28 protein-coding genes are annotated in these 26,872 nt (G+C 71.3%); 12 read left to right on the top strand and 16 right to left on the bottom strand.

Features of this window, described 5'->3' with window-relative positions:
• Positions 1-383 precede the first annotated feature (383 nt).
• The gene (locus tag J3486_RS19300; RefSeq protein WP_207821700.1) at positions 384-1,247 is read left to right on the top strand and encodes a deoxyribonuclease IV; all 864 of its coding nucleotides are present in this window, start codon (positions 384-386) and stop codon (positions 1,245-1,247) included.
• A gap of 83 nt (positions 1,248-1,330) precedes the next feature.
• A complete protein-coding gene (locus J3486_RS19295; protein WP_207821698.1) occupies positions 1,331-1,900 on the top strand; it encodes a DUF4396 domain-containing protein in 570 nt (189 codons plus the stop codon).
• 60 nt (positions 1,901-1,960) lie between these two features.
• On the opposite strand, the gene J3486_RS19290 is transcribed toward J3486_RS19295, so the two are convergent.
• A complete protein-coding gene (locus J3486_RS19290; RefSeq protein ID WP_207821696.1) occupies positions 1,961-2,593 on the bottom strand; it encodes a sulfite oxidase-like oxidoreductase in 633 nt (210 codons plus the stop codon).
• 174 nt (positions 2,594-2,767) lie between these two features.
• Here J3486_RS19290 and bfr point away from each other — a divergent pair, with 174 nt between their 5' ends.
• Positions 2,768-3,247, top strand: a complete 480-nt coding sequence (gene bfr / locus J3486_RS19285) for a bacterioferritin (protein ID WP_207821694.1) — start codon at positions 2,768-2,770, stop codon at positions 3,245-3,247.
• On the opposite strand, the gene J3486_RS19280 is transcribed toward bfr, so the two are convergent.
• On the bottom strand, positions 3,248-3,487 hold the full coding sequence (locus tag J3486_RS19280) for a bacterioferritin-associated ferredoxin (RefSeq protein ID WP_207821692.1): 240 nt from the start codon (positions 3,485-3,487) through the stop codon (positions 3,248-3,250).
• Between the two features lie 167 nt (positions 3,488-3,654).
• Entirely contained in the window at positions 3,655-5,007 is a 1,353-nt protein-coding gene (locus J3486_RS19275) for a class II 3-deoxy-7-phosphoheptulonate synthase (protein ID WP_207821690.1), read from the bottom strand.
• An 89-nt stretch (positions 5,008-5,096) separates the two neighbouring features.
• On the opposite strand from J3486_RS19275, the gene J3486_RS45225 reads away from it, so the two are divergent.
• Positions 5,097-5,168, top strand: coding sequence for a trp operon leader peptide (locus J3486_RS45225; RefSeq protein ID WP_207821998.1), 72 nt, complete (start codon positions 5,097-5,099; stop codon positions 5,166-5,168).
• Between the two features lie 106 nt (positions 5,169-5,274).
• Positions 5,275-7,179, top strand: a complete 1,905-nt coding sequence (locus J3486_RS19265) for an anthranilate synthase family protein (RefSeq protein WP_207821688.1) — start codon at positions 5,275-5,277, stop codon at positions 7,177-7,179.
• On the opposite strand, the gene J3486_RS19260 is transcribed toward J3486_RS19265, so the two are convergent.
• The 5 genes from J3486_RS19260 to J3486_RS19240 all read right to left on the bottom strand — a co-directional run bounded on the left by J3486_RS19260 (position 7,125) and on the right by J3486_RS19240 (position 11,984).
• Positions 7,125-8,129: a 2-hydroxyacid dehydrogenase gene (locus J3486_RS19260; RefSeq protein ID WP_207821686.1), complete on the bottom strand. Its 1,005-nt coding sequence runs from the start codon at positions 8,127-8,129 to the stop codon at positions 7,125-7,127. The two genes, J3486_RS19265 and J3486_RS19260, sit on opposite strands and share 55 nt — an antisense overlap.
• Positions 8,130-8,199: 70 nt before the next feature.
• Positions 8,200-9,228: a 6-phosphofructokinase gene (locus J3486_RS19255; protein WP_207821684.1), complete on the bottom strand. Its 1,029-nt coding sequence runs from the start codon at positions 9,226-9,228 to the stop codon at positions 8,200-8,202.
• Positions 9,229-9,280: 52 nt separating this feature from the next.
• Positions 9,281-9,949, bottom strand: a complete 669-nt coding sequence (locus J3486_RS19250) for a response regulator transcription factor (RefSeq protein WP_207821682.1) — start codon at positions 9,947-9,949, stop codon at positions 9,281-9,283.
• Between the two features lie 41 nt (positions 9,950-9,990).
• Positions 9,991-11,190 (bottom strand): MacS family sensor histidine kinase, encoded by a 1,200-nt coding sequence (gene macS / locus J3486_RS19245; RefSeq protein ID WP_207821680.1) that lies wholly within the window; start codon positions 11,188-11,190, stop codon positions 9,991-9,993.
• Positions 11,191-11,228: 38 nt separating this feature from the next.
• On the bottom strand, positions 11,229-11,984 hold the full coding sequence (locus J3486_RS19240; protein WP_307804872.1) for a lysophospholipid acyltransferase family protein: 756 nt from the start codon (positions 11,982-11,984) through the stop codon (positions 11,229-11,231).
• Positions 11,985-12,196: 212 nt separating this feature from the next.
• Here J3486_RS19240 and J3486_RS19235 point away from each other — a divergent pair, with 212 nt between their 5' ends.
• The 4 genes from J3486_RS19235 to J3486_RS19220 all read left to right on the top strand — a co-directional run bounded on the left by J3486_RS19235 (position 12,197) and on the right by J3486_RS19220 (position 15,392).
• The gene (locus tag J3486_RS19235; protein ID WP_207821678.1) at positions 12,197-12,994 is read left to right on the top strand and encodes a carboxylesterase; all 798 of its coding nucleotides are present in this window, start codon (positions 12,197-12,199) and stop codon (positions 12,992-12,994) included.
• Positions 12,987-13,655: a hypothetical protein gene (locus J3486_RS19230; RefSeq protein WP_207821676.1), complete on the top strand. Its 669-nt coding sequence runs from the start codon at positions 12,987-12,989 to the stop codon at positions 13,653-13,655. The genes J3486_RS19235 and J3486_RS19230 overlap by 8 nt, the downstream gene beginning before the upstream one ends.
• Before the next feature lie 158 nt (positions 13,656-13,813).
• Positions 13,814-14,434 carry an RNA polymerase sigma factor gene (locus tag J3486_RS19225; RefSeq protein ID WP_207821674.1) on the top strand — a complete coding sequence of 207 codons (621 nt, stop codon included), beginning with the start codon at positions 13,814-13,816 and terminating at the stop codon, positions 14,432-14,434.
• Positions 14,427-15,392 carry a CU044_5270 family protein gene (locus J3486_RS19220; RefSeq protein WP_207821672.1) on the top strand — a complete coding sequence of 322 codons (966 nt, stop codon included), beginning with the start codon at positions 14,427-14,429 and terminating at the stop codon, positions 15,390-15,392. The genes J3486_RS19225 and J3486_RS19220 overlap by 8 nt, the downstream gene beginning before the upstream one ends.
• On the opposite strand, the gene J3486_RS19215 is transcribed toward J3486_RS19220, so the two are convergent.
• The 6 genes from J3486_RS19215 to J3486_RS19190 form a co-directional block, all read right to left on the bottom strand.
• Entirely contained in the window at positions 15,393-16,145 is a 753-nt protein-coding gene (locus J3486_RS19215) for an endonuclease/exonuclease/phosphatase family protein (RefSeq protein ID WP_207821671.1), read from the bottom strand. It lies immediately after the preceding gene.
• Between the two features lie 84 nt (positions 16,146-16,229).
• Positions 16,230-17,183 (bottom strand): ROK family glucokinase, encoded by a 954-nt coding sequence (locus tag J3486_RS19210; protein WP_207821669.1) that lies wholly within the window; start codon positions 17,181-17,183, stop codon positions 16,230-16,232.
• A 53-nt stretch (positions 17,184-17,236) separates the two neighbouring features.
• Positions 17,237-17,698, bottom strand: coding sequence for a DUF5304 domain-containing protein (locus J3486_RS19205; RefSeq protein WP_207821667.1), 462 nt, complete (start codon positions 17,696-17,698; stop codon positions 17,237-17,239).
• A gap of 79 nt (positions 17,699-17,777) precedes the next feature.
• A complete protein-coding gene (locus J3486_RS19200; RefSeq protein ID WP_207821665.1) occupies positions 17,778-18,878 on the bottom strand; it encodes an ArsA family ATPase in 1,101 nt (366 codons plus the stop codon).
• 31 nt (positions 18,879-18,909) lie between these two features.
• Positions 18,910-19,350 carry an SRPBCC family protein gene (locus tag J3486_RS19195; protein WP_207821663.1) on the bottom strand — a complete coding sequence of 147 codons (441 nt, stop codon included), beginning with the start codon at positions 19,348-19,350 and terminating at the stop codon, positions 18,910-18,912.
• Between the two features lie 104 nt (positions 19,351-19,454).
• Positions 19,455-20,216 carry a metallophosphoesterase gene (locus J3486_RS19190; RefSeq protein ID WP_207821661.1) on the bottom strand — a complete coding sequence of 254 codons (762 nt, stop codon included), beginning with the start codon at positions 20,214-20,216 and terminating at the stop codon, positions 19,455-19,457.
• Positions 20,217-20,508: 292 nt separating this feature from the next.
• On the opposite strand from J3486_RS19190, the gene J3486_RS19185 reads away from it, so the two are divergent.
• The gene (locus J3486_RS19185; RefSeq protein WP_207821659.1) at positions 20,509-22,305 is read left to right on the top strand and encodes a long-chain fatty acid--CoA ligase; all 1,797 of its coding nucleotides are present in this window, start codon (positions 20,509-20,511) and stop codon (positions 22,303-22,305) included.
• 140 nt (positions 22,306-22,445) lie between these two features.
• Here J3486_RS19185 and J3486_RS19180 read toward each other — a convergent pair whose 3' ends face one another.
• Positions 22,446-23,597 (bottom strand): glycosyltransferase family 4 protein, encoded by a 1,152-nt coding sequence (locus J3486_RS19180; RefSeq protein ID WP_207821657.1) that lies wholly within the window; start codon positions 23,595-23,597, stop codon positions 22,446-22,448.
• Positions 23,598-23,689: 92 nt separating this feature from the next.
• Here J3486_RS19180 and J3486_RS19175 point away from each other — a divergent pair, with 92 nt between their 5' ends.
• On the top strand, positions 23,690-24,931 hold the full coding sequence (locus J3486_RS19175) for a glycosyltransferase family 87 protein (RefSeq protein WP_207821655.1): 1,242 nt from the start codon (positions 23,690-23,692) through the stop codon (positions 24,929-24,931).
• Here the strand turns inward: J3486_RS19175 and J3486_RS19170 are convergent.
• Positions 24,895-26,214 (bottom strand): MATE family efflux transporter, encoded by a 1,320-nt coding sequence (locus J3486_RS19170; protein ID WP_207821653.1) that lies wholly within the window; start codon positions 26,212-26,214, stop codon positions 24,895-24,897. The two genes, J3486_RS19175 and J3486_RS19170, sit on opposite strands and share 37 nt — an antisense overlap.
• 123 nt (positions 26,215-26,337) lie before the next feature.
• On the opposite strand from J3486_RS19170, the gene J3486_RS19165 reads away from it, so the two are divergent.
• Positions 26,338-26,865 (top strand): PadR family transcriptional regulator, encoded by a 528-nt coding sequence (locus J3486_RS19165; RefSeq protein ID WP_207821651.1) that lies wholly within the window; start codon positions 26,338-26,340, stop codon positions 26,863-26,865.
• Positions 26,866-26,872 lie beyond the last annotated feature (7 nt).

Below are 26,872 nucleotides of genomic sequence, written 5' to 3'. Positions count from 1 at the left end.
GGCCCCGTAGGGGCGCGGGGCTGTATCGATCTGCGGCTGCGGTCGGGCCCCGTAGGGGCGCGGGGAACTGCGCGACCAGCCGAGACGGCGCTGCACCCGGCGATGGCGCGACCGGGACCGAGCTGGACGCCGGACGGAGCGCTCACCCCGCGCCGGGGCGCCGCCTTGCCCACCCTGCCGCCCATGGCGGCAGATTGCCCAAGGCGGCGCGGCAGCCGACCGGGGCGGGAAAGCCCAAGGCGGCAGATTGCCCAAGGCGGCGCGGCAGCCGACCAGGGCGGGAAAGCCCACGGCGGCGGGGCGACCGGCGGCGGATCGGCCAAGGCGGGGGCGACCGGCGGCCGGGGCCGAAGGGTGCGGGTGGGGCATGGCAGTCTGGGGCGGTGAACAGCAGTCTTCGTAATCCGATCGGCGGACACGTCCCCGTGGCCGGCGGCCTCGCCTCCGTAGGACTCTCCTACGCGCGTGAACTCAAGGCCGAAACCGTCCAGGTCTTCGTCGCCAACCCGCGCGGCTGGGCCACCCCGTCCGGCAACCCCCAGCAGGACGAGGCCTTCCGTGCGCAGTGCGCCGAGGAGAACATCCCGGCGTACGTGCACGCGCCGTACCTGATCAACTTCGGCTCGCACACCGAGGCCACGGTCGAGAAGTCCGTCGAGTCGCTGCGCCACTCGCTGCGCCGCGGCCGCGACATCGGCGCCCTCGGCGTCGTCGTGCACACCGGCTCCGCCACCGGCGGCCGTGAGCGCGAGGTCGCGCTCGCCCAGGTCCGCGCGTACATGCTGCCGCTGCTCGACGAGCTGACCCATGACGACGACCCGTTCCTGCTGCTGGAGTCGACCGCCGGGCAGGGCTCGTCGCTGTGCTCCCGCACCTGGGACTTCGGGCCGTACTTCGACGCGCTCGACCGCCACCCCAAGCTCGGGATCTGCCTGGACACCTGTCACATCTTCGCGGCGGGCCACGACCTGACCGGCCCGGCCGGCATGAAGCAGACCCTCGACCTGCTCGTCGACACCGTCGGCGAGGACCGTCTCAAGCTGATCCACGCCAACGACTCCAAGGACGTCGCCGGCGCCCACAAGGACCGGCACGAGAACATCGGCTCCGGGCACATCGGCACCGACCCGTTCCGCGAGCTCATGGCCCACCCGGCGACCGAGAACGTCCCGCTGATCATCGAGACGCCCGGCGGCAAGGAAGGTCACGCCGCGGACATCGTCCGCCTCAAAGAGCTGCGCGCCTGAGATCCCCCACCCATTGAGGAATACCCCCTGGGGGTATACGGTTCTTGTCAGCGACAGGAACCGCTACTGACGTTGGGGGAACCATGCAGCACGACACGCACGCCGAGCACCACGGGACTCACGAGGCTCATGGGACTCACGAGACCCACGCCCACCACCAGGGCCACGACGGCCACGAGGACCACGCGCACCACGGCCACGGCAACGGCGGCGGCAAGGTCAGCTGGGCCATGGCCGCGCAGGCGACCCTGCACTGCCTCACCGGCTGCGCCATCGGCGAGATCCTCGGCATGGTGATCGGCACCGCGCTCGGCTGGGGCAACCTGCCGACGATGATCCTGGCGATCGCGCTCGCCTTCGTCTTCGGCTACTCGCTCACGCTGCGCGGCGTCCTGAAGGCCGGCGTCGACTTCCGGACCGCATTCCGGGTCGCCCTCGCCGCCGACACCCTGTCGATCGCCGTCATGGAGCTGATCGACAACGGGGTCATCGCCCTGTGGCCGAGCGCCATGGACGCCCACCTCGACGACGCCCTGTTCTGGGGCGCCCTCGCCGCCTCACTCGCCCTGGCCTTCGTGGTGACGACGCCGGTCAACCGCTGGATGATCGGCCGCGGCAAGGGCCACGCAGTGGTGCACCAGTACCACCACTGACCGCACCGGCACCACCGGCACCACCGGCACCACCGGCACCACCGGCACGTACCGACAGGATTAGAGCTCGGGGCCTTCCCCGGGCTCTTCCTGGTACGAATAGCGCTGCTCGCGCCACGGGTCCCCCACGTTGTGGTAGCCGCGCTCCTCCCAGAAGCCCCGGCGGTCCGCGGTCATGTACTCGACGCCGCGGACCCACTTGGGGCCCTTCCACGCGTACAGGTGCGGCACCACGAGCCGCAGCGGGAAACCGTGCTCGGCGGTGAGCAGCTCACCGTCCTTGTGGGTGGCGAAGATGGTCCGCTCCGAGGCGAAGTCGCCCAGTCGCAGATTCGAACTGAAGCCGTACTCGGCCCAGACCATGACGTGCGTGACATCGGGCGCGGGCGGCGCCAGTTCCAGGACGGTGGAGGCGCGCACGCCGCCCCATTCGGAGCCGAGCATGCTGAACTTCGTGACGCAGTGCAGGTCACCGACGACGCTCCCGTACGGCAGCGACGAGAACTCCTCGTGGTTCCAGGTGTGCTTCTCACCGTCGGCGGTGGCGCCGAAGACCCGGAACTCCCAGCGCTCGGGGCGGAACTTGGGCACCGGGCCGTAGTGCGTGACCGGCCAGCCGCGCTGCAGGCGCTGCCCCGGCGGAAGCTCCGGCTGCACTGCTCCTTCAGACTCGCGACCCACCGGATGACCCATGCCTCCATCCTGACAGACCGCGAGGAGTGGACGTGACCACGCCTCCTGAGCACCCCGGATCGATCATGAATTCGGGCAAGCCGTACTAAGCATGCACTTACTGGACGCGTTTCGGTGCCGATGCAAAGATGCGCGCAACCTGCCCAGTTCACCCGCTTGGAAGGAGCCTCTGCGATGCAGGGCGACCCCGAGGTCATCGAATTTCTCAACGAGCAGCTGACTGCCGAGCTGACGGCCATCAACCAGTACTTCCTGCACGCGAAGATGCAGGAGAACTTCGGCTGGACCAAGCTCGCGAAGTACACGCGCTCCGAGTCGATCGACGAGATGAAGCACGCGGAGGTGCTCACCGACCGGATCCTGTTCCTGGACGGTCTGCCCAACTACCAGCGGCTCTTCCACGTCCGGGTCGGCCAGACGGTCACCGAGATGTTCCAGGCGGACCGGCAGGTCGAGGTCGAGGCGATCGACCGTCTGAAGCGCGGCATCGAGGTGATGCGCGGCAAGGGCGACATCACGTCAGCAAACATCTTTGAGTCGATCCTCGAGGACGAGGAGCACCACATCGACTATCTCGACACGCAGCTGGAGCTGGTGGAGAAGCTCGGCGAGCCGCTCTACATCGCGCAGCTCATCGAGCAGCCGGAGAGCTGATCAGGCCGCTTCCGGGAGATCGGCCCGCGGGGCGAGGGCGGCCACCGTCTCGCCCTGCTCGACGAGTTCGCGGCGCGGGCACGCGCCCCGGCCGAGCAGCGCCTGGATCCGGCGCACGCACGAACCGCAGTCGGTGCCGGCCTTGCAGGCCGACGCTATCTGCCGAGGAGTGCAGGCGCCGTCCTCCGCGTGCTTCTTGACCTGCGCCTCGGTGACACCGAAGCAGTTGCAGACGTACACGCGGGTTCACCTCCCGGTCGGGATGAATCGAGACTGATCAGTACTGCCGTCCCGATTGATCGGTGAGGCTAACCTAACCTTACCCGGACCGCCGGGAGCACAAAAGTGCCGTGGGGGGCGGATCGTTGTGATCCGCGCCCCACGGCGTTGCTCAGAGCGAACAGTCGTTACTGATCGCGGTACATCTCCGCGACCAGGAACGCCAGGTCGAGCGACTGGCTGCGGTTCAGGCGCGGGTCGCAGGCCGTCTCGTAGCGCTGGTGCAGGTCGTCGACGAAGATCTCGTCGCCGCCGCCCACGCACTCGGTGACGTCGTCACCGGTGAGCTCGACGTGGATGCCGCCCGGGTGGGTGCCGAGGCCCTTGTGGACCTCGAAGAAGCCCTTGACCTCGTCGAGCACGTCGTCGAAGCGGCGGGTCTTGTGGCCGGAGGCCGCCTCGAAGGTGTTGCCGTGCATCGGGTCGGTCACCCAGGCCACCGTCGCACCGGACGCCGTGACCTTCTCGACCAGCTCCGGGAGCTTGTCCCGGATCTTGTCGGCGCCCATGCGCACGATGAAGGTCAGCCGGCCCGGCTCGCGGTCCGGGTCGAGGCGCTCGATGTACTGGAGCGCCTCCTCGGCCGTCGTCGTCGGGCCCAGCTTGATCCCGATCGGGTTGCGGATCTTCGAGGCGAACTCGATGTGCGCGCCGTCCATCTGGCGGGTGCGCTCACCGATCCACACCATGTGGCCCGAGACGTCGTACAGGTTGCCCGTGCGCGAGTCGACGCGGGTCAGCGCCGACTCGTAGTCGAGCAGCAGCGCCTCGTGCGACGCGTAGAACTCGACCGTCTGGAACTCGGCCGGGTCGGTGCCGCAGGCGCGCATGAAGTTCAGCGCGTTGTCGATCTCGCGCGCCAGCTGCTCGTAGCGCTGACCCGACGGGGACGACTTCACGAAGTCCTGGTTCCAGGCGTGCACCTGGCGCAGGTCCGCGTAGCCACCCGTGGTGAAGGCGCGCACGAGGTTCAGGGTCGAGGCGGACGCGTGGTACATCCGCTTCAGGCGCTCGGGGTCCGGGATCCGGTCGGCCTCGTTGAACGCGAAGCCGTTGACGGAGTCGCCGCGGTACGTCGGCAGGGTGACGCCGTCGCGGGTCTCGGTGCTCTTGGAGCGCGGCTTGGAGTACTGGCCGGCGATCCGGCCGACCTTCACCACCGGCACCGAGGCGGCGTACGTGAGCACGGCGCCCATCTGAAGCAGGGTCTTGAGCTTGTTCCGGATGTGATCTGCCGAGACGGCGTCGAAGGCCTCGGCGCAGTCGCCGCCCTGGAGCAGGAACGCCTCTCCCTTGGCGACGGCCGCCAGTCGGGCGCGCAGCTGGTCGCACTCGCCGGCGAAGACGAGCGGCGGATACGACTCGAGGTCCGCGATCACATCGCGCAGAGCCTCGGCATCGGGGTACTCGGGCTGCTGCGCCGCGGGCAGGTTTCGCCAGGTGTTGCCAGCGCTCTCGCTGGTCTTAGCGTTCACGGTCACCTCGCCAACATTACGGGGTCGTGTCGCGTGTCCATGCCGCCGCTCATCTTTTGAGACGGACGAGACACGCATGAGCCGCCCCTCGGGGTATGGTTCGGAACATGTTCGCGCAGCTTCAGACCCGCACCTGGTGGTGGACCGCACATCCGGCGGCCCACTGACTGCGCGTATCCGAATCCGCGAAGGCCGCCCGAGGGGCGGCCTTCAGTGTTTCTACCGGACACAGCGGCTGTTCCTCCCCGAGATCGCTCCCTGGAAGGAACAGCCGTGCCGCATTCCCTGGACTCCCTGCTCACCGACGACCGCCCCTTCGCCCTCCTGCGCCGCCACACACCGGGCCGCGCCGCCGAACAGACCGAGACCGTCGAGGTCCTGATCGGCGAGGTCGGCACGTACGAGAAGCTCGCCGACATCCCCGAGGGCCTCGCCCTGGTCCCGTTCCGGCAGATCCGCGAGCGCGGCTTCGACGTCCGCGACGACGGCACCCCACTCATGGTCCTGCGCCCCGAGACGTCGTACGAGATCCCGCTCGCCGCCGCCCTGGAGCAGCTGCCCCGGCACGCCGTCGACGTCCGTGACGGCGCCTTCGACGTCGACGACGACACGTACGCGGAGATCGTCGGGCGGGTGCTGCGCGAGGAGATCGGGCGGGGCGAGGGCGCGAACTTCGTGATCCGCAGGACGTACGAGGGTGAGATCCCGGGGTTCTCCCGGGCCGACGCGCTCGCGCTGTTCCGGCGACTGCTCGACGGGGAGCGCGGCGCGTACTGGACGTTCGTCGTGCACACCGGGGACCGGACGCTCGTCGGCGCCAGCCCCGAGGTGCATGTGCGGATGTCCGGCGGGACCGTCGTCATGAACCCGATCAGCGGGACGTACCGCTATCCGGCCGCCGGGCCCACCCCCGACGACCTGCTCGGCTTCCTCGCCGACGGCAAGGAGATCGAGGAGCTGTCGATGGTGGTCGACGAGGAGCTCAAGATGATGTGCACCGTCGGCGACCAGGGCGGTGTCGTGATCGGGCCGCGGCTGAAGGAGATGGCGCACCTCGCGCACACCGAGTACGAGCTGCGCGGCCGCTCCACGCTCGACGTGCGGGAGGTGCTGAAGGAGACGATGTTCGCGGCGACCGTCACCGGTTCGCCCGTGCAGAACGCCTGCCGGGTCATCGAGCGGTACGAGGTCGGGGGACGCGGCTACTACGCGGGGGCCCTGGCCCTCGTCGGGCGGGACGCCGGCGGGGCCCAGACCCTCGACTCGCCCATCCTGATCAGGACCGCCGACATCGACACGGCGACCGGCCGGCTCCGGGTGCCGGTCGGCGCGACGCTCGTCCGGGGATCGGACCCGCACGGCGAGGTCGCCGAGACGCACGCGAAGGCCGCCGGGGTCCTTGCCGCTCTGGGGGTGCGTCCGGCACGGCCGCGCGAGGAGAGCGGGCGCCCGGCGCTGGCCGACGATCCGCGCGTGCGGGCCGCGCTCGACGAGCGCCGGGCGGCCCTGGCCCCGTTCTGGCTGCGGATGCAGGAGCGGGCCGCCGAACTGAGCGGGCACGCGCTGGTCGTGGACGGCGAGGACACGTTCACCGCGATGCTGGCGCACGTGCTGCGCTCGTCGGGGCTCGACGTGACCGTGCGGCGCTACGACGAGGAGGGCCTGCGGGAGGCGGTGCTCGCGCACGAGGGGCCCGTCGTGCTCGGCCCGGGGCCCGGCGACCCGTCGGATCCGGCCGACCCGAAGATGCGGTTCCTGCGCGGACTGGCCGCCGAGGTGATCCGCACCCATGAGCACGGCGTCCTCGGCGTCTGCCTCGGGCACGAGCTGATCGCGGCGGAGCTGGGCCTGGAGATCGTCCGCAAGGACGTGCCGTACCAGGGGGCGCAGACCGACATCGATCTGTTCGGGCGGACCGAGACCGTCGGGTTCTACAACAGCTTCGTGGCGCACTGCGACGACGAGGCGGCCCGCGAGCTGGCCGCGCACGACGTGGAGGTCAGCCGGGACCCTGCCAACGGTGAGGTGCACGCGGTGCGCGGGCCCGGTTTCGCCGGGGTGCAGTTCCACCCCGAGTCGGTGCTGACGCTGCGCGGCGCCGCGATCGTGCCGGAGCTGCTGGCTCAGGTGCTCGCCGCGGCCGGGACCAGGACGTTCTCGGAGCGGCGGCCCGCCTGATAGTCCAGGACGTTCTGCACCGTGGTCTCGATGATCTGCCCGACCGCGTCCACGGTGTAGTACGCCTGGTGGGACGTGACCATCACGTTGGGGAAGGTGACGAGGCGGGCCAGGGTGTCGTCCTCGACGACGTCGAGGGACTTGTCGAGGAAGAACAGGCCCGCCTCGGCCTCGTACACATCGAGGCCGACGCCCGTGAAGCGGCCCGCGCGCAACTCGGTGACCAGGGCCTTGGTGTCGACCAGGGCGCCGCGGCTGGAGTTGATGAGGATCGCGTCGTCCTTCATCGCACGCAGGGCCGAGGCGTCGACGATGTGCTGGGTGGACGGGAACAGCGGCACATGGAGGCTGATCAGGTCGGCCTCGGCGAAGAGCTGCTCCTTCTCGACGTACTTCATGCCGAGCTCGACGCAGTCCGGGTTCTCGGCGACGTCCCAGCCCAGCAGGTTCATGCCGAAGCCATGGGCGATCCGGGTGAACGCCTCGCCGATCTTGCCGGTGCCGAGGACGCCGACGGTGCGGCCGCGCATGTCGCGGCCCATCAGGCCGTCGAGGCGGAAGTCGAAGTCGCGGGTGCGGGTGCTCGCCCGGACGATGCGACGGTTCACGGCCATCGCGAGCGTCCAGGCGAACTCCGCCACCGAGTACGGCGAGTAGTAGGAGACCCGGGAGACGGTGAGGCCGAGGCGCTCGGCGACCTCCAGGTCGATGTTGTTGAAGCCGGTGGAGCGCTGGGCGATCATCTGCGTGCCACCGGCCGCGAGGGTCTGCAGCACGCGGTTGTTCAGGGTCGCGTTGACGCTGGTGGAGATGATCTCGTAGCCCGCCGCGATGGGGGCGGTGTCCTCGTTCAGGAAGACGTCCAGGCAGCGGACCTCGTGATGGCCGGCGAAGGCCTTCTCGATCAGCGGCTTTTCGTCGGATTGCACACCAAATGCGAGAATCTCCATGGCGCGAGTCTAGGCCCAGTGAGCCCCTCCGGCGATTGAGGAGCCGGGACCGGGGCAGAGCCCCGCGACCTCAGCCGAAAAAGACCCCCACCTCGCGATACAGGTCAGGATCGACGGTCTTCAGGCGGGCCGTCGCCTCGGCGATGGGCACGCGCACGATGTCCGTGCCGCGCAGCGCGACCATCTTCCCCCAGTCCCCGTCCCGCACCGCGTCGATCGCGTGCAGCCCGAACCGCGTGGCCAGCCACCGGTCGAAGGCCGACGGAGTGCCCCCGCGCTGCACGTGCCCGAGGACCGTGGTGCGGGCCTCCTTGCCGGTGCGCTTCTCGATCTGTTTCGCCAGCCACTCCCCCACCCCGGAGAGCCGGACGTGGCCGAAGGAGTCGAGGGACTCGTCCTTCAGGACCAGCTCGCCGTCCCGCGGCATCGCCCCCTCCGCGACGACCACGATCGGCGCGTACGAGGCCTTGAAGCGGGAGGTGACCCAGGCGCAGACCTGGTCGATGTCGAAGCGCTGCTCGGGGATGAGGATGACGTTGGCGCCGCCGGCGAGCCCGGAGTGCAGGGCGATCCAGCCGGCGTGCCGGCCCATCACCTCCACCACCAGGACCCGCATGTGGGACTCGGCCGTGGTGTGCAGACGGTCGATGGCCTCGGTGGCGATGCCGACGGCGGTGTCGAAGCCGAAGGTGTAGTCGGTGGCGGAGAGATCGTTGTCGATGGTCTTGGGTACGCCGACGGCCTGGACCCCGTACTCGTCGGTGAGACGGGCCGCGACCCCCAGGGTGTCCTCGCCGCCGATCACGATGAGCGCGTCGACCTCCTGCTTGGCGAGGTTCTCCTTGACCCGGCGGATCCCGTGCTCCGCCTGGAAGGGGTTGGTGCGGGACGAGCCGAGGATGGTGCCGCCGCGCGGCAGGATGCCGCGGACCGCGGGGATGTCGAGGCGGACGGTGTCGTTCTCCAGCGGACCCCGCCAGCCGTCCCGGTAGCCGACGAAGTCGTATCCGTACTCCTGCACGCCCTTGCGGACGATGCCCCGGATGACGGCGTTGAGCCCGGGGCAGTCACCGCCTCCGGTCAGAACTCCGACCCTCATCGCGTAACTCCCTTGTCACGGTGGGCAGTTCACAGAACTGTCCCGCGAGGGGTCACTCGTCGTCCAGACCCCGCTCGATCGCGTACCTGACGAGCTCGACGCGGTTGTGGAGCTGGAGCTTGCCGAGGGTGTTCTGCACGTGGTTCTGCACCGTGCGGTGCGAGATGACCAGGCGCTCGGCGATCTGCTTGTAGCTCAGGCCCTTGGCGACCAGCCGCAGCACCTCGGTCTCGCGGTCGGTGAGCTGGGGCGCCTTCGGCTCGTCGGTGTCGGTGGCGGGGGCGGGCTCCGAGGCGAGGCGGCGGTACTCGCCGAGGACGAGGCCCGCGAGGCCCGGCGTGAAGACCGGGTCGCCGACGGCCGTGCGGCGCACCGCGTCGATCAGCTCGTCCGTGGACGCGGACTTCAGGAGATAGCCGGTGGCCCCGGACTTCACGGCCTCCAGGACGTCCGCGTGCTCCCCGCTCGCGGAGAGCACCAGGACGCGCAGCGCCGGGAAGGCGGCGACGAGCTCCTTGCAGACCTGGACGCCCGGCTTGGCCGGCAGGTTCAGGTCGAGGACGAGGACGTCGGGGCTCACGGCCTGCGCGCGGCGCACCGCCTGCTCGCCGTCGCCCGCCGTGGCGACGACGTCGAATCCGGCGGCGGCCAGGTCGCGGGCGACGGCGTCGCGCCACATCGGGTGGTCGTCGACCACCATGACCTTGATCGGTTCACTCATCGTTCGTGTCCTGCCTTCCCCCGTGACCCCGGCGGAGTCGCTCACTGCTTCTTCTTCGGTACGTGCAGTTCGACCTCGGTGCCCTGGCCGGGCACGGAGATCAGCTCGGCGGTGCCGCCGATGTCGCGCAGTCTGCCCCTGATGGACAGGGCCACGCCGAGCCGGCCCTCGCCCTCGGCCTGCGCGAGGCGGCCCTCCGGGATGCCGGGCCCGTCGTCCCGTACGGTCACGATCACCTCGTCCGGCTCGTCCTCCAGCAGGATCCAGGCCCGCGCGTCCTCCCCCACGTGCCGTTGCACATTGTCCAGCGCGGCACTGACAGCGGCGGCCAGCTCGCGGGCCGCGGCGGGCGGCAGCAGCACCGGGGCACCGGGGTCGGAGACGGTGACCCGGGCGCTCGCGTGCGAGGTGAGCAGTGGACGCAGGTCGTGGGGTTCGCCGGGTGTGGCGTCCGGCTCGTCGACGACCTGGACGACCGCGCCCAGCGAGGCGTCGTCCGAGGCGCGGGACGGCCGGCGCAGGCCCCCGGCGACCAGGCTGCGCAGCGCGATCTCCTGCTCGCCCGCCATCCGGCCGAGCTCGGCGGCCTCGCCGCCCAGGGCGGTGCCGCGCCGCTGCACCATGGCCAGGACCTGGAGGACGCTGTCGTGGATGTCGCGGGCCAGGCGCTCCCGCTCCCGGGTGGCGGCCTCGATCTCCAGGGCGCGGGCGAGGGCCCGCTCGGAGGCGCGGGCCACCTCGACGACGTAGCCGATGGCGATGGCCGCGATGCACACGAGCAGCACGTTGTGGATGACGCTGCGGCTGATCTCGCCGCGCTGCACCACGTTGGCCACGCCTACCAGCACGGACGCGGAGGCCGCCCAGCGCCAGCCGCCCTTGAGCGCCCAGGCGAGGACCGCGCCCGCGGTCCAGATCGAGGGCAGGGTGGAGCCGCCGGTGACGGCCCGGTGGTGGTCGGCGAGCGGTGAGAGCAGGATGCCGCCGACGGCCAGGGCGAGGTCGACGGTGAGGAACCGCTTGGTGCAGCGCCGGGCCCCGGAGACCTGCGGCAGCGTGGCCAGGGTCCACACCGTGAGGACGACGAAGTAGCCGATGCCGACCCACGGGTGCGCGTACACCTCGTACGCGGAGGCGAAGAGCCCGATCGCGTAGAGCAGGGTGAGCACCCGGTAGGCCATGAGGGCACGCCACAGCGGCTGCTCCACCGACATGCGTACCACGCGTTCACGCTTGGCCATCTGTCCCCCACCCCACCGGCACGCAGAGAACGACGCGCTTAGGAGCCGCCCCGTTCCCCGCTCTTCCCCGCCGCCTTGTCCGCCGACTTCTGCGCTTCCTTCTCGGCCTTCGCCGCATCCGCGATCTGCCGCTTGGCGGCGGTCGCGTACATGTCGACGTACTCCTGGCCCGAGAGCTTCATGATCTCGTACATGACCTCGTCGGTCACGGCCCGGAGCACGAACCGGTCGCCCTCCATGCCCTGGTAGCGGGTGAAGTCGAGCGGCTTGCCGATGCGGATGCCGGGGCGCATGAGCTTCGGCACGACCTTGCCCGGGGGCTGGATCTTCTCCGTGTCGATCATGGCGACCGGGATGACGGGCGCGCCGGTGGCGAGCGCCACGCGCGCGAGGCCGCCCGGCTTGCCCCGGTAGAGACGGCCGTCGGGGGAACGCGTCCCCTCCGGGTAGATACCGAAGAGCTCGCCGCGCTCCAGGACCTCGATGCCGCTCTTGATGGCGGCCTCGCCCGCGCCGCGCGAACCGGAGCGGTCCACGGGCAGCTGTCCGACGCCCTTGAAGAAGGCGGCCGTGAGCTTGCCCTTCACGCCGGGCGTGGTGAAGTACTCGGCCTTCGCGATGAAGGTGACCTTGCGGTCGAGCACGGCCGGCAGGAAGAACGAGTCGGAGAAGGAGAGATGGTTGCTGGCCAGGATCGCCGGGCCGGTGGCGGGAATGTTCTCCAGACCCTCCACCCACGGCCTGAAGCCGAGCTTCAGCGGCCCCCCGATGGCCACCTTCATTGCGCCGTAGATCAACCCTCTGCCTTCCCTCGTTCTCGGACCTCGTACACGGACTCGTACGCGGATCGGCCCGAGGAACAGACCTTAACCCGCAGGGCCGCCGACGGGCCCGACGACCCTGGTCGGTGTCAGTCCGGTCGCGTACGGTGAGGACCACATCCCGAAGTCCCGATGTGCCCGATGTCCTGATGCCCCCCGTCGTATCCACGAACAGGAGACCGAAGGTGCCGGTCCTTCCTGGAGCCGAGCCGTACCGCCACGAAGGCGGCGAGGTCGGTGTCCTCCTCTGTCACGGCTTCACCGGAACGCCTCAGTCGCTGCGCCCCTGGGCGGAGTATCTGGCCGAGCGCGGGTTCACGGTCTCGCTGCCGCTGCTGCCCGGCCACGGCACCCGCTGGGAAGACCTGTCGGTCACGGCCTGGCAGGACTGGTACGCGGAGGTGGACCGCGCCCTGCGCGACCTCAGCGAGCGCTGCGACAAGGTCTTCGTCTTCGGCCTGTCGATGGGCGGCGCGCTGGCGCTGCGCCTGGCGGCCAGGCACGGGGACGAGGTGGCGGGCCTGGTCCTGGTGAACCCGGGGAACAAGGTGCACGGCCTGGCCGCGCACGCGCTCCCCGTCGCCCGGCACCTGGTGCGCACGGTCGCGGGCATCGCCAGCGACATCGCCAAGGAGGGCTCGCAGGAGGTCGGGTACGACCGGGTGCCGCTGCACGCGGCGCACCAGCTGCGCATGTTCTTCCGGACCGTGGACCGCGAACTGCCGCAGGTGACCCAGCCGTTGATGGTCCTGCACAGCGTGAACGACCACGTGGTGCCGCCCGTCGACTCCGCGCGCGTGCTCGGCCGGGTCTCGTCCACGGACGTCACGGAGATCCTGCTGGAACAGAGCTACCACGTCGCGACGTTGGACCATGACGCGGACCGGATCTTCGACGAGAGCGTCGCCTTCGTCGACCGGCTCGCCCCAGGTGCGGGAAAGACCCCCAGCGAGGGCGTGGAAGGGACGGCCAGCGGTGGCTGAGCAGGAGCGTCGGGAGCCCGAGAGCCCCGAGCCGGAGGAGCAGCAGGGCGGTCAGTCGCGCGACCCTTTCCTCCCGCCCGACGAGGACGCCGCGTGGGCCGCGATCGTCGCGGGGTACGGGGCGGAGCCGCCGGACCCGCCGGGCGCGAAGCCGTTCAAGTCCGTGGAGGACCTGGCGCTGCCGCCCGAGGTGAACGAGCCCCCGGACGCCGCGTCGCCGCGGGAGCGGACCGAGGAAGGGCCAGGGGACAGGGAGCGCGAGGACGGCGAGAAGGGCGGGGAAGAGGGCAAGGAGGGCGGGCCCAGGGGTCCGCTCGGTTCCTCGATCTCCTTCGCCCCGGGCGTCGCCGCGACGCCCGGCCCGCGTGACTACACGACGCCGGAGCCCTCGGACGACGATCTGGGGGACGACGACGAGGGCCACTTCGTCCAGCCCGACCCGCCGCTCCCGGAGGCCGACGTCACGGCCAAGTTCGCCTGGCTGGCCGTGGTCGGCGGCCCGGTGCTGCTGCTCCTCACGGTGCTGCTCGGCTGGGACATGACGTGGTGGCTGGCGACGCTCTGCATCGGCGGCTTCCTGGGCGGCTTCGCGACGCTGGTCGCCCGGATGCAGCCGGGTGACGACGAGGACGACGATCCGGGGCGCGGCGCGGTCGTCTGACCTTCTCGTACGTGCTTCAGGGCCCGGCCGGACCACTCCGGCCGGGCCCTCGCGCGTACGGGCATGGAACCCGTTCGCGGCGAGCGGCGAAGTACCGGTGAACACAGGTTGCACCAGCCCAAGTCTTCAGGACGTTCACACGGACGAAAGGAGCCCCGATGGCCGCCAGACCCCGGGAGCATCTCGGCAGCGACGACGCCGGGGCCATCGAGCGGTCACGGGACGAACCCGAACAGTTCGCCGCGCTCTTCGACCGGTACGCCGACGCCGTGCACCACTACGCGGCGCGGCGGCTCGGCCCGGAGGCGGCGGAGGATGTGATGGCGGAGACCTTCACCACCGCGTTCCGGCAGCGCCACCGCTACGACCTGTCCAGGCCCGACGCCCGCCCCTGGCTCTTCGGGATCGCCACCAACCTCGTCGGCCGGCACCGCAGGGCGGAGGCGCGCCGCTTCAAGGCGCTGTCCCGGGTCCCGGAGCCGGTCGAGCACGAGGAGCCGGTGGCCGATCTCGCGGTGTCCCGGGCCGGGGCGCGTGGCCTGCGCCGGGAACTGGCGGCGGCGCTCGCCGCGCTGCCGCGCCGACAGCGGGACGTCGTCCTGCTGGTGGCCTGGACCGACCTCAGCTACGAGGAGGCGGCCGAGGCCCTGGGGATACCGGTGGGCACGGTCAGGTCCCGTCTGAGCCGGGCTCGCAGCACATTGCGTGAAGCACTGGGTGGTACCGATCCGACCGCTCCGACCGCGACCGCCCTCCGGGAGGCACACGCCCATGACTGACGACCACACGACGGACGAACTCGACCTGCTCCGCGCGTGGGAGGAACCCCCGCTCGACGACGACGCGCGCCACCGCACGCGGGTGGCGCTCTTCACCGCGATGAACGAACAGTCCTCCGCCGTGGGCTCACCGCGGCGCCGCACGGTTCTGCGGATCGGCCTCACCGGGGCGGTGACGGCGGCGGTGGCCGCGACCGTCCTCGTCCAGATCGACGGCGAGCGGGACGGACAGCGGGCGGGCGGTTCGCCGCACCTGGCCTCCGTCGGCGCGCAGCGCGTGCTCAACGGCGCGGCAACCTGGGAGCGCAAGCACGCCAAGAAGCACGGGGTGCCGCGTGACGACCAGTTCATCTACTCCAAGCGGATCATCAAGGAGACGGAGGAGGGAACCGGCAAGGTCACGTCCTACACGGACGAGATGTGGGAGTCGGTGGACGGGACCAAGCGCTCCCTGTCCATGGAGTTGGGCAGGACCATGTGGGAAGAAGCCAATAACTCGGGCGGAGGGGTGTGGCCGCCCCGGAGGTGGCGAGACCTGAAGAAGCTGCCCACCGATCCGGAGAGGCTCGTCCCTGCCATTATCTCCTTCGGCAAGTCCGACAGGCCGATCAGCGAGTTCGACGAGGACGAGCGGTCGGAGGCGTACTTCATGCTCGGCGAGCTCCTGAAGTGGCCGGCGCTGCCCTCGGAGCTGCGCGCGGCGGCGTACGAAGGGCTCGCTCTCGTGCCCGGCGTCACGACGGTGCCCGGAATGAAGGACTCCGCCGGGCGGACCGGCGTGGGAATCGGAGCTCCGAAGGGCCACTTCAAGGACAAGGTCCTCATCTTCGATCCGACGTCCTACGAGTTCCTGGGCTTCCGGGACAGGCGGATCTCGGCCTCCGGCAAGAAGTCCTACGTCCAGCTGTCGCACACGGTGGACTGGGCGATCGTCGACAAGGTCAGGCAGCGCCCATAGCTAGACGGGAATCCTGAGGGCGGCCAGGACCGGCAGATGGTCCGTGGCCGCCCTCAGTTCGTTCTCGTCCAGGAACGGCGGCACCCCGCAGCCGAGCACCTCGATCCCCTTGGTCGCCAGGATCGCGTCGATCCGCTGATGGGGGTCGTCCGGCGTCGAGGTGTGCTCGCGGCCCCAGGGGGCCACCGCCCAGCAGTCGTTGAGGACACCGGCCAGGCGGCGGAACGTCCGCCCCCCGGGCCGCTCGTTGAGATCGCCGCCCGCGACGACGTGCTCCACGCCCATCGCCGCGACCCGGTCGAGCAGCAGCCCGCCCTGCGCGTACCGCTCGTCCTTCTGCAGGCTGAGATGGCAGCTGACCACGCCGAGGCGCGCTCCCCCGAACCGCACCACCGCGGTCGCGAAGCCGCGCCGGTGCAGCCCCGGGGTGAGCGGGAGCAGCACGTCCTCGGTCCGCTCGACGGTGGCGCGCAGGGAGCAGAGCAGGGCGGGCCCCGCGGCGCTGCCGCCGCCCGAGAGGATCACCAGGTCCGCGGCGCGCGCCAGCCGGGCCAGCTTCTTGCGCCACCGGAAGAACCGGGGCGCCTCCTGGATCAGGACGAGGTCGGGAGCGCACGCCTTCATCACCCGGGCGAGGGCCACGGGGCTGTCCCGCATCGAGCGGATGTTGTAGCTGAGGACGCGGATGACGGCCGAACCGTCGGCTTCCGTACGGGAGTTGGGCAGAGGCGCGAGCGTGGCGTCGGTCGGCATGGTGATCAAGATACGCCGGTGCCCGCCGTCCCCGAGGGGAACGACGGGCACCGAGCGCTACGAAAAAGCGTCAGAAGAAAGGCGTCACATGACCGGGTCGGGCTCCCGCGCCAGGTCGGCGGCGCCGACCAGACCGGCCTTGTTGCCCAGCTGGGCCGCGATCACGTCGGCGACCGGGCGCCAGTTCCCGCCGACCAGCCAGCGCTTGTACGACTTGCGGATCGGGTCGAGGACCAGCTCGCCCTCGTCCGACAGGCCGCCGCCGACGATGAACGCCGACGGGTCGAAGAGCGAGGCCAGGTCGGCGAGGCCCGCACCGGCCCAGCGGGCCAGCTCGCGGTAGGAGTCGACGGCCACCAGGTCGCCCTGACGGGCGGCCATGGAGATGTGCTTGCCCTCGATGCCGTCGGGGGTGCCGTCGCCCAGGGAGAGCAGGTACTCCGCGTTCTCCGGGGTGGCGTTGGCACGCTGCTTGGCGTAGCGGACGAGCGCGCGGCCCGACGCGTACTGCTCCCAGCAGCCCTGCGAACCGCAGCCGCACAGCAGGCCGTCCGGCACCATGCGGATGTGGCCGAACTCGGCGGCGACGCCGAAGTGGCCGCGGCGCAGCTTGTTGCCGATGATGATGCCGCCGCCGAGGCCGGTGCCGAGCGTGATGCAGATGACGTTGCGGTGGCCCTTGCCGGCGCCGAACTTGTACTCGCCCCACGCCGCCGCGTTGGCGTCGTTCTCCACGACGACCGGCAGGCCGACGCGCTGCTCGACCTTCTCCTTCAGCGGTTCCTGGCGCCAGTCGATGTTCGGCGCGAAGTACACGGTGGAGCGCTGACGGTTGACGTATCCGGCGGCACCGATACCGACACCGACGATCTCGTGTCCGGCCCTGGCGCCCTCCACGGCAGACGCGATCGCGTCCACGATCCCGTCAGGCGTGGAAGGAGTCGGCACCTTGAACGTCGAGAGGATGTTGCCTTCCTCGTCGACCACGCCGGCCGCGATCTTCGTGCCGCCGATATCGACGCCGATGGTGAGTCCCATGAATCCCTCAGTTCGGTCGAGCCCCGCTATGGCCCACCGTACCCGAGCGAACTTCAGTCCAGGTCGATGTGTTCCCCGCCGGGGCCTTCGTCCTCGCCCTTGCGGGGCTTCGGCGGGGCCGGGTCCTGGGTCCGCTGGGTCCAGCGGCGCTCCTGACCCTCGACGGCGGACCGGTACGCGGCGAGCAGCTCGGAGCCTGCGGCGGCGAGGTGGTCGAAGACGTCGGAGTTGCGCTCGATGACCGGTTCCACGACGTTGCGGACCTGGCGGACCACCTGCTTGGCGGCCTGCTCGGCGGTGCCCTGCGCGACGGCGCCCAGGAACGGGGCCTGGCCGCCGGAAAGGCCGGCGATCTTGTCGGTGACCGCGTCGACGAGCTTCTTCAGCTCTTCGGCCGCGGAGCCGGGCGGCGGCCCGTGCTGGGCGCGGCGGCGGGCCTTCTCCTCCGCGAGGTCCTCGGCGCACGCCGTCTCCCACGCATCGGCGTCTACGGGCTTCTCGGTGGCGTCGCTCATGGCGGCTGACTCCTGCGGAGAGCTGAAGATGTCCTGAACAGGTTGCGCCTTCGACGTTACCCGAACGGGTGCATGCGGTTCACCGCCCTTGCGGCCACAGATCCGGGTCGGGCGCGAACCGGACGCACAGCTCCCCGTCGACCAGGCCGGCCCCGGCCACGGTGCAGCGGCGGGGCGCGGAGGGCAGCGGCACGATGCGGCGGAACGGTCCCGCGCCGACGACGAGTTCATCGCCCCTGCGCACCAAGCTGAGCTCCTCACGCACGGCGCCGGGCAGCGAGATGCGCCAGACCAGGACCCCGTCGGCCGCGAGCCGGTCCTCGACGGGCCAGGTCGCGCGGGCCGCGGGGGTGGCGGGCGGGGGCACGTCGAGGTCGTCGCCGTGCGGATCGCGGCCCAGGTGCGGGAGCTCGTGGGCCGGGTGCTCCCACGCGGCGATCACCTTGCGCTGCCGGGCGGCGGCGTCGGCGAGCCAGGGGTCGGTGGAGCCGTCGGGCAGCACGCGGTTGGCGAGGACGCTCTCGACGCGCAGTCCGTGCAGGGCGAGTCCGGCGCGGGTGGTGCGCAGGGTCGCGGTGGCGGCCGGGGTGGGCTCGACGACGAGGCGTACGGAGGTGGTGTCGGCGTCGATCACGGCCTGGGCGGCGGCGAGTTCGGTGTCCCAGCGGGCCGCGGCCTCGTACAGCCACTCGGTGGGCATCGGCACCCCGGCGAGCCGGCCGAGGACGGGGCGCAGGGCGCGGGCCGCCTGCCGTTCGGCGGGCAGCAGCCGGCGCAGATAGCGGCGCAGCTGCTCGGGCAGGGCGAGCAGGGAGACGGCGCGCGGGGCGGCGGGCAGGTCGACGACGACCAGGTCGTGGGGGCCCTCGGCGCTGTCGCGCAGGGCGCGCAGCAGCGCGAGCTCGTCGCTGCCGGGCAGCGGGGTGAGCTCGTCGCTGTCGAGCCGGGAGGCGCCGAGGAGGTCGAGTCCGGAGGCGGCCCGCTCCTGGAGTGCGAGGAAGTCGGTGCGGAAGTCGTCGGCGGGGGTGAGGCGGGTGACGGTGACGCCGGGCGGGTCGGCCACGGCGTCACCGGTGACGAGAAGGGTGCGCAGCCCGTCACGGGCGGCCTTCAGGGCGGTGGCGGAAGCGATGGCCGTCTTGCCGGAGCCACCGGGGCCGGTGACGAGAAGGGTGCGCATGAGCCCTGAGGCTACCTGGAGCCCCCGGGGACTACTTGGCCCCGGACTCCACCCACTTCTTCAGGCCCGCGAGCGCGCGGTCCGTGATGACCTTCTCGGCCTTGCGCTTGATCATCCCGAGCAGCGGGATCTTGACGTCCACGGTCAGCGAGTAGGTGACCTCGGTGCCCGTGCCGGTGGGCTTGAGCACGTACGAGCCGTCGAGGGAGCGCAGCATCTGCGACTTCACGAGGGACCACGACACCTCGTTCTCGCCGACCCAGGTGTACTTGAGGACCTGGTCGTCCTTGATCGCGCCGGCGTCCATGACGAGGCGGACCTGCTCGGCGCGGCCCGCGTCGTCGGTCTCCAGGACCTCGGCCTCCTTCACCTCACCCGTCCAGTCCGGGTAGCGGGCGAAGTCGGCGATCACCCCCATGACGTCGGCCGGTGCCGCCTCGATCGTGATGCTCGAGCTGGTGTGTTCCGCCATCGCCGTGGCTCCTCCAGATACCGGTCAGGGGTCGGTGCGCCGTGCAGACGTACGTGCATACATGCGTGTCGCGTGAAGGCTATCGCGCGTGAGCGGCCGCGCTGTCACCACTCCAGGGCCCAGGGCCTGCCCGAGCCCGCGAAATGGCCGACGTTCACGCACTCAGTGGCCCCGATCCGCATGCGCCGGGCGAGCGGCTGGTGGACGTGGCCGAACAGCGCGTAGCGGGGCCTGGTGCGCTTGACGGCCGCCAGGAGGGCGCGGCTGCCCCGCTCGAAGCGGCGGGCCACCGTGTCGTAGACCAGCTCGGGCACCTCTGGCGGGATATGGGTGCACAGCACGTCCACCTCGCCCACGGCCTCGATCTTGGCGGCGTACTCCTCGTCGTCGATCTCGTACGGGGTCCGCATCGGCGTGCGCAGCCCGCCCCCGACGAATCCGAAGACGCGTCCGCCGATCTCGGCCCGCTGTCCGTCGAGCACGGTGGTGCCCGGCCCGGCGTACTCGTCCCACAGGTGGGGGATGTCGACGTTGCCGTAGGTCGCGTACGTAGGAGTGGGGAAGGCGGCGAACAGCTCCGCGTACTGCTTGCGCACCGCTTTTTCGATGGCGGGTCCGCGGTCGATGCCGTCCCACAGCCGCGCCCCGAAGGCGCGGGCCTCCTCGAAGCGGCGGGCGGTGCGCAGCTCCACGATCCGCGTGGCGTTCGCCTTTCCGAACAAGTCGGGGAAAATGCCGCGCGAGTGATCCGCGTAGTCGAGGAAGAGCACCAGGTCACCGAGGCAGACGAGGGCGTCGGCACCATCTCCGGCCCGTGCGAGGTCGGTGGAGTTTCCGTGCACATCGCTGACCACATGTACGCGCATGCGATCACCCTAGGCCGACCCCGCCTAGGGTGGGTAGAGCCCGCCGGACCTGCGGTTACTTCCGAGTCGGGAAACTCCTGGACTACTGTGCGCAGAGCACCGCCATGGCGTGTGACGCAGCGAACATCTGGCCTGGACCCCCTACCGAAAAAGCAGTACTGGTGGGTAACGTCCGGGCAGTCCAGTCGTGCTCAGTTCAATCAGTTCCGGTCCTGAGCACCTGCCCGATCTTGGACCGCACCGACGCAGCACACAGAGTCGTGGCGCCGGCGCCCTATGAGGAGCAGCAGTCTTGCGCGAGTTCAGCCTTCCGGCTTTGTACGAGGTCCCTGCCGACGGCAATCTGACCGACATCGTCCGCAGAAACGCCGCGCAGCATCCGGACGTCGCCGTCATCGGCCGCAAGATCAACGGCAGCTGGCAGGACGTCACCTCCACCGTCTTCCTCGCCGAGGTGCGCACGGCCGCCAAGGGCCTGATCGCGTCCGGCGTGCAGCCGGGCGACCGCGTGGGCCTGATGTCCCGTACGCGCTACGAGTGGACGCTGCTCGACTTCGCGATCTGGAGCGCGGGTGCCGTCACCGTCCCCGTGTACGAGACGAGCTCGCCGGAGCAGATCCAGTGGATCCTCGGCGACTCGGGCGCCGTCGCGATCCTGGTCGAGTCGGACGCGCACGCCGCGGCCGTCGACTCGGTGCGCGGCACCCTGCCCCAGCTCGCCCACGTCTGGCAGATCGACGCGGGCGGAGTCGAGGAGCTGAACCGGGCCGGCACCGGGATCGACGACGCGGTCGTGGACGAGCGCAGCGCCGTGGCCAAGGCCGACGACCCGGCGACGATCGTCTACACGTCCGGCACCACGGGCCGCCCCAAGGGCTGTGTGCTGACCCACCGCAGCTTCTTCGCCGAGTGCGGCAACGTGGTGGAGCGCCTCAAGCCCCTCTTCCGCACCGGCGAGTGCTCGGTGCTGCTCTTCCTCCCGGTGGCGCACGTCTTCGGCCGCCTGGTGGAGGTGGCCTCCCTGATGGCCCCCATCAAGCTGGGCCACGCCCCGGACATCAAGAACCTCACGGACGAACTGGCCGCGTTCCGGCCCACGTTGATCCTGGGCGTCCCGCGCGTCTTCGAGAAGGTCTACAACTCGGCGCGGGCCAAGGCGCAGGCCGACGGCAAGGGCAAGATCTTCGACAAGGCGGCCGAGACCGCGATCGAGTACAGCCGCGCGCTCGACACCCCCAAGGGCGCGTCCCTCGCGCTCAAGCTCAAGTACAAGACCTTCGACAAGCTGGTCTACAGCAAGCTGCGGGCCGTCCTCGGCGGGCGCGGCGAGTACGCGATCTCGGGCGGCGCCCCGCTGGGCGAGCGCCTGGGCCACTTCTTCCGCGGCATCGGCTTCACGGTCCTGGAGGGCTACGGCCTCACCGAGTCCTGCGCGGCCACGGCCTTCAACCCGTGGGACCGCCAGAAGATCGGCACGGTCGGCCAGCCGCTGCCGGGGTCCGTGGTGCGGATCGCCGACGACGGTGAGGTGCTGCTGCACGGCGAGCACCTGTTCACCGGCTACTGGAACAACGAGGGCGCCACCGAGGAGGCCCTGGCCGACGGCTGGTTCCACACCGGGGACATCGGCACCCTCGACGAGGACGGCTACCTCCGGATCACCGGCCGCAAGAAGGAGATCATCGTGACGGCGGGCGGCAAGAACGTCGCCCCGGCCGTCATCGAGGACCGGATCCGTGCGCACGCGCTGGTCGCCGAGTGCATGGTCGTCGGCGACGGGCGGCCGTTCGTCGGCGCCCTCGTCACCATCGACGAGGAGTTCCTCGGCAAGTGGGCCGCCGACCACGGCAAGCCCGCGGGGGCCTCCGTGACGTCGCTGCGGGACGACCCGGATCTGCTGGCCGCGATCCAGTCGGCGGTGGACGACGGCAACGCGGCGGTGTCCAAGGCCGAGTCGGTCCGCAAGTTCCGGATTCTGGGGACGCAGTTCACGGAGGAGTCGGGCTATCTGACGCCCTCGCTGAAGCTCAAGCGGAACGTTGTGACCAAGGACTACGCCGACGAGATCGAGGCGATCTACCGGGGCTGACGCGGCTCGGCGCCGCCCCGCGCAGTGCAGCGCAGTGCCCCGCGCCCCTGAGACGCCGCACCGCAGGTGCCCGTCTCAGGGGCGCGGGGCACTGCGCGCACAAGCGCCACCACGCACCCCACACGGCACCCCGGTCGGCGCTACAGAAGCTCCTTGAGGCGCTCGGCCAGCAGGTCCCAGCGCCACTTCTCCTCCACCCAGGCGCGCCCCCGCTCCCCCATCCGGGCCCGCAGCTCCGGGTCCAGCAGCAGCGGCACGATGCGATCCGCCGCCGCCTCGGGAGAGCCGCCACGAACGACCCAGCCGGTCTCCCCGTCGAGGACCGCGTCGGGCGCCCCGCCCGAGTCCCCGGCGACGACCGGCAGTCCGGTCGCGGAAGCCTCCAGGTACACGATGCCGAGCCCCTCGACGTCCAGGCCCCCGCGGCGCGTCCGGCACGGCATCGCGAAGACGTCCCCGGCGCCGTAGTGCGCGGGCAGCTCCGCCCACGGCACCGCCCCCGTGAAGCGGACCGCGTCGGCGACCCCGGTCTCCTCGGCGAGCTTGCGCAGGTCACCCTCGTACGGACCGCCACCCACGATCAGCAGCACCGCGTCCGGCACCGTGGCCAGGATCCGTGGCATCGCCAGGATCAGCGTGTCCTGTCCCTTGCGCGGCACGAGCCGCGAGACGCACACGACGACCGGCCGGTCGCTCAGCCCCAGGCGCGCACGCACCTCGTCGCCACCCGACCCCGGGTGGAACGTCTTCTCGTCGACGCCGGGCGGCAGTTGCACCATCCGCGCCGCCGCCTGGGGGGTCAGCGCGGCCGCGATCCGCGAGCGCGTGTACTCCCCGAGATAGGTGATGGTGTCGGTCGACTCGCCGATCCTGCGCAGCAGTTGGCGGGAGGCGGGCAGCTGCGCCCACCCCGCCTCGTGCCCGTGCGTCGTGGCGACGATCCGCTCGGCGCCCGCCTTGCGCAGGGCCGAGCCCATCAGACCGAGCGGCGCGGCCGCCCCGAACCACACCGACGTACAGCCGTGCTCCTTCAGCAGGCCCACCGCGCGCCGGGTGACGCGCGGCGTCGGCAGCAGCATCGTCGTACGGTCGCGTACGACCGTGAACGGCTGCTCGGCGTCGAACGCCGCAGTCGCCTCGACGCCCTCCCGGCTCCGCTTCCACGTCGACGCGTACACGACGAGCCGCTCGGGATCGAGCCGCAGCGCCATGTTGTGCAGAAATGCCTGGATGCCGCCGGGGCGGGGCGGGAAGTCGTTCGTCACAAGCAGAATCTTGTTTGTCTGGTGCATCGCCGCAGACAGTACCGAACCATCCCAACGGGGCGCGCCACGCCGCCGCACTCCATGGCCAGGGCACAGTTCTCCCCGGCATGATGAGTCGAATGAAGACGCGAAACCCCGCCGCCCTCCTGCTCACCTGGGCCCTGACCAGGACTCTGCTTCTGCTGTGCGTCTTCAAGGTCGTCGTGGTTCCCGGGCCCGATGTGACCAGCGATGTCTCCGTGATCTACCACGGCTGGTACGACGTCCTGCGCACCGGGACGTTCCCGCTGGACGACGTGACGTGGCAGTACCCGCCGGCCGCCGCGGTCGCGATCCTCTCCCCGGCGCTGCTGCCCTTCCTCTCGTACGCCTCCGCGTTCTTCCTGCTCGCGTTCCTCGCCGACGCGGCGGTCTTCCTGATGCTCCTGTACGTGGCCGACCGGCACGGCAAGTCGCGGCGCGGCGTGTGGGTCTGGGTCGCCGGTCTGCCGCTGCTCGGGCAGACCGTCTACGCGCGCTACGACGTGATGGTGACCGCCGTCGCGGTCGCCGCGCTGCTGGCCGCGGCCCGGCACCCGAAGGCCGCGGGCGTGCTCGCCGCGATCGGCGCCCTGCTGAAGGTGTGGCCGGCGCTGCTGCTGCTCGGCACCCGGCGCGGCCGGGCCACCCGTGAGGCGTGGAGCGCGGCCGCGGCGACGGCGGGCGGGCTGCTGATCGCCTTCACCATCGCGATGCCGGGTGCCATGGCGTTCCTGACGTTCCAGCGGGACCGGGGCACGGAGGTCGAGTCGCTCGGCTCGCTCGTCTTCCATGTGGCGCGGCAGTTCGGCTGGCCCGGCACGGTGCAGCTGAACTACGGCTCGGTGGAGTTCCTCGGTCCGTACGTGGACGTGGTGAGCGCCGTCGCGCAGGGCCTCACGCTGCTGGCCTTCGGCTGGCTGCTGCTGTGGCGCTTCAGGGCGCGGGCCTGGCGGTCGGGCACGCTCGCCGACGCGGCGTTCACGGCGGTACTGCTGTTCACCACGACCAGCCGCGTCATCAGCCCGCAGTACATGCTGTGGCTGGTCGGGCTCGCGGCGGTCTGTCTGCTGTTCCACGACAGCCGGATGACGCTGCCGACGTGGCTGCTGCTCGCGGCGACGTTCGTGACCTTCCTCGAATTCCCGGTCTGGTTCTCGCACGTGGTGGCCAGCGACTCGCTGGGCCTGGCCCTGCTGCTCGTCCGCAACGGCCTGCTGGTCGCGGCCTCGCTCTCGGCCTGCCGCCGCCTGTGGCGCGCGACGATCACCGAGCCGCGGCGCGCCGAGCGCAGCCCGCTGCCCTCTCAGGCGGCCCGCGAGAACTCGGTGATCGGTTCCTGAACCGCGGCCGTCAGGGCCAGCGCCGCGCACTGCACGGCCATCGCCGCCGCCATGGCGAGGCACACGCCGGGCAGCCCCCACAGCCCTGACAGCCAGAGCGCGCCCGGGAGTTGCAGCGCGGTGCCGAGCAGGGTCACGCGCAGGGTGCGGGCCGCTCCCCCGCTGCCCTCGAAGACGCCGCCGAGCGCGATGAAGGCGGCCATCAGCACCAGGTACGGGCCCACGCAGCGCAGGAACAGGGTGCCCTCGGCCGTGACGGCGGGCGGCGCCCCGAAGGCCCGCATCAGCCACGGCGCGAGCAGCAGGAAGGCGCAGGCCGCGACGAGCGCCACCGCCGCGGCGACCAGGACCGCCTGCCGTCCGATGGGCCGACGCTCGTCGTGCCCGGCGCCGCGCCGGTGCGCGGTGTGGATGGAGGCGGCCTGGCGCACCGCGTAGGCGGCCATCGTGGCGACATAGAGGATCTTGTACGCGACGGCGTACGCGGCGACCGCCGTCACCCCCAGCCGCGCCACCACCGCGACCAGTCCGAGCGCGCCGGCCTGCCGCACGGTGAAGTCGGCCGCCATCGGCAGCCCGGTGCGCAGGGTCCGCCGCACGGCGGCCGCCGCCCCCTCGGCGGGAGCGGCCCCGGCGGCCGCCCGCAGCACGGCGTTCCGGCGCGTCACGACCACGCCGACGGCGAGCGCGATCAGCCGGGCCGCCACCGTGGAGACGGCGGCGCCCACCACCCCGTACGCGTGGATGAGCAGCGGGTCGGCGACGAGGATCAGCCCGTTCGCGAGCAGTGCCAGCCGCATCGGGGTGCGGGTGTCGCCCGCGCCCTTGAGGACGCCGTCGACGAGCTGCTGCGCGAAGAAGACGGCCATGCCCGGCATGGAGACGGCGAAGTACGACGAGGCGAGCCCCAGGGAGCCCGCGTCGCCGCCGCCGAGCACGAGCCGCGCCACGTCCTCCCGCAGCAGCCACCCGCCGGCCACGACCACCGGCACCACCAGCGCGCACAGCCCGAGCCCGCCGCGCACCGCGGCCCGCACGGCGCCCGGATCCTCGGCGCCCCGGGCGTGCGCGACCAGCACCGTCGTGCCGGAGCCGAACACGAGGGCCACGCCGAGCAGCACGTTCTCCACGTTCGTGGCGACGGCGACCGCGGCCACGGCATCGCCGCCGAGCCGGGCCACCCAGACCGTGTTGATGATCCCGGCCGCCACGGAGGCGAGCAGCGAGAAGTAGACGGGCCGTGCGAGCCCGATGAGCGTCCTACGGTGTTCGGCGCCGGTCATGCCGGGTCACCCTCCCCCACCTATGCCTCTTTTCGAGGTATCGATTACCTCGAAAAGAGGTAGCATGGCCGCACCGGCCCCGCAACCCCCTTCCCGGGCCACCCGACCAGCGAAGGAGCCCGCATGCTGGAGCTGCCGATCCTCGGCTTCCTCTACGAACAGCCGCTCCACGGCTACGAGTTGAAGGAGCGCATCAAGGCGCTGAGCGGCCACGTCCGGCCGGTGAGCGACGGCGCGCTCTACCCGGCGATCACCCGGCTCGCCACGGCGGGCCTGCTCGACGAGCACACGGAACCGGGCACGCGGGCCGCCGCCCGCCGCGTCCTCACGCTCACGGCGGCGGGCCGCGCCGCGCTCCTCGACCGGCTGCGCGGCCCGAAGGACATCGAGATCAGCGACCACGTGCGCTTCAACACGCTGCTGGCGTTCCTGCGCCATCTGCCCGGCCCCGCCGAGCAGGCCGCCGTCCTGCGCCGCCGCCTCGACTTCCTGGAGACGCCCGCGAGCTTCTTCTACGACGCCGAGGGCCGGCCGGTGCGCGCGGAGGAGCCCGACGACCTGTTCCGGCGCGGGATGCTCACGGTGGCGCGGGCCACCGGCAAGGCCGAGCGGGCGTGGCTGCGCGAGGCGATCGCGGAGCTCGGCGGCTGAGGAGCCC

Source organism: Streptomyces sp. VRA16 Mangrove soil (assembly GCF_017377775.1).
Classification (GTDB): Bacteria; Actinomycetota; Actinomycetes; order Streptomycetales; family Streptomycetaceae; genus Streptomyces.
The sequence above is the reverse complement of the archived record's forward strand: the minus strand, read 5'-3'. Positions and strand labels throughout refer to the sequence as shown.

Coding starts and splice junctions, on each gene's coding strand:
- J3486_RS19295 (WP_207821698.1), top strand. CDS start 1,331: ATGCAGCACGACACGCACGCCGAGCACCACGGGACTCACGAGGCTCAT.
- J3486_RS19290 (WP_207821696.1), bottom strand. CDS start 2,593: ATGGGTCATCCGGTGGGTCGCGAGTCTGAAGGAGCAGTGCAGCCGGAG.
- bfr (WP_207821694.1), top strand. CDS start 2,768: ATGCAGGGCGACCCCGAGGTCATCGAATTTCTCAACGAGCAGCTGACT.
- J3486_RS19260 (WP_207821686.1), bottom strand. CDS start 8,129: ATGGAGATTCTCGCATTTGGTGTGCAATCCGACGAAAAGCCGCTGATC.
- J3486_RS19255 (WP_207821684.1), bottom strand. CDS start 9,228: ATGAGGGTCGGAGTTCTGACCGGAGGCGGTGACTGCCCCGGGCTCAAC.
- J3486_RS19250 (WP_207821682.1), bottom strand. CDS start 9,949: ATGAGTGAACCGATCAAGGTCATGGTGGTCGACGACCACCCGATGTGG.
- macS (WP_207821680.1), bottom strand. CDS start 11,190: ATGGCCAAGCGTGAACGCGTGGTACGCATGTCGGTGGAGCAGCCGCTG.
- J3486_RS19225 (WP_207821674.1), top strand. CDS start 13,814: ATGGCCGCCAGACCCCGGGAGCATCTCGGCAGCGACGACGCCGGGGCC.
- J3486_RS19220 (WP_207821672.1), top strand. CDS start 14,427: ATGACTGACGACCACACGACGGACGAACTCGACCTGCTCCGCGCGTGG.
- J3486_RS19215 (WP_207821671.1), bottom strand. CDS start 16,145: ATGCCGACCGACGCCACGCTCGCGCCTCTGCCCAACTCCCGTACGGAA.
- J3486_RS19210 (WP_207821669.1), bottom strand. CDS start 17,183: ATGGGACTCACCATCGGCGTCGATATCGGCGGCACGAAGATCGCGGCC.
- J3486_RS19205 (WP_207821667.1), bottom strand. CDS start 17,698: ATGAGCGACGCCACCGAGAAGCCCGTAGACGCCGATGCGTGGGAGACG.
- J3486_RS19200 (WP_207821665.1), bottom strand. CDS start 18,878: ATGCGCACCCTTCTCGTCACCGGCCCCGGTGGCTCCGGCAAGACGGCC.
- J3486_RS19195 (WP_207821663.1), bottom strand. CDS start 19,350: ATGGCGGAACACACCAGCTCGAGCATCACGATCGAGGCGGCACCGGCC.
- J3486_RS19190 (WP_207821661.1), bottom strand. CDS start 20,216: ATGCGCGTACATGTGGTCAGCGATGTGCACGGAAACTCCACCGACCTC.
- J3486_RS19180 (WP_207821657.1), bottom strand. CDS start 23,597: ATGCACCAGACAAACAAGATTCTGCTTGTGACGAACGACTTCCCGCCC.
- J3486_RS19175 (WP_207821655.1), top strand. CDS start 23,690: ATGAAGACGCGAAACCCCGCCGCCCTCCTGCTCACCTGGGCCCTGACC.
- J3486_RS19170 (WP_207821653.1), bottom strand. CDS start 26,214: ATGACCGGCGCCGAACACCGTAGGACGCTCATCGGGCTCGCACGGCCC.
- J3486_RS19165 (WP_207821651.1), top strand. CDS start 26,338: ATGCTGGAGCTGCCGATCCTCGGCTTCCTCTACGAACAGCCGCTCCAC.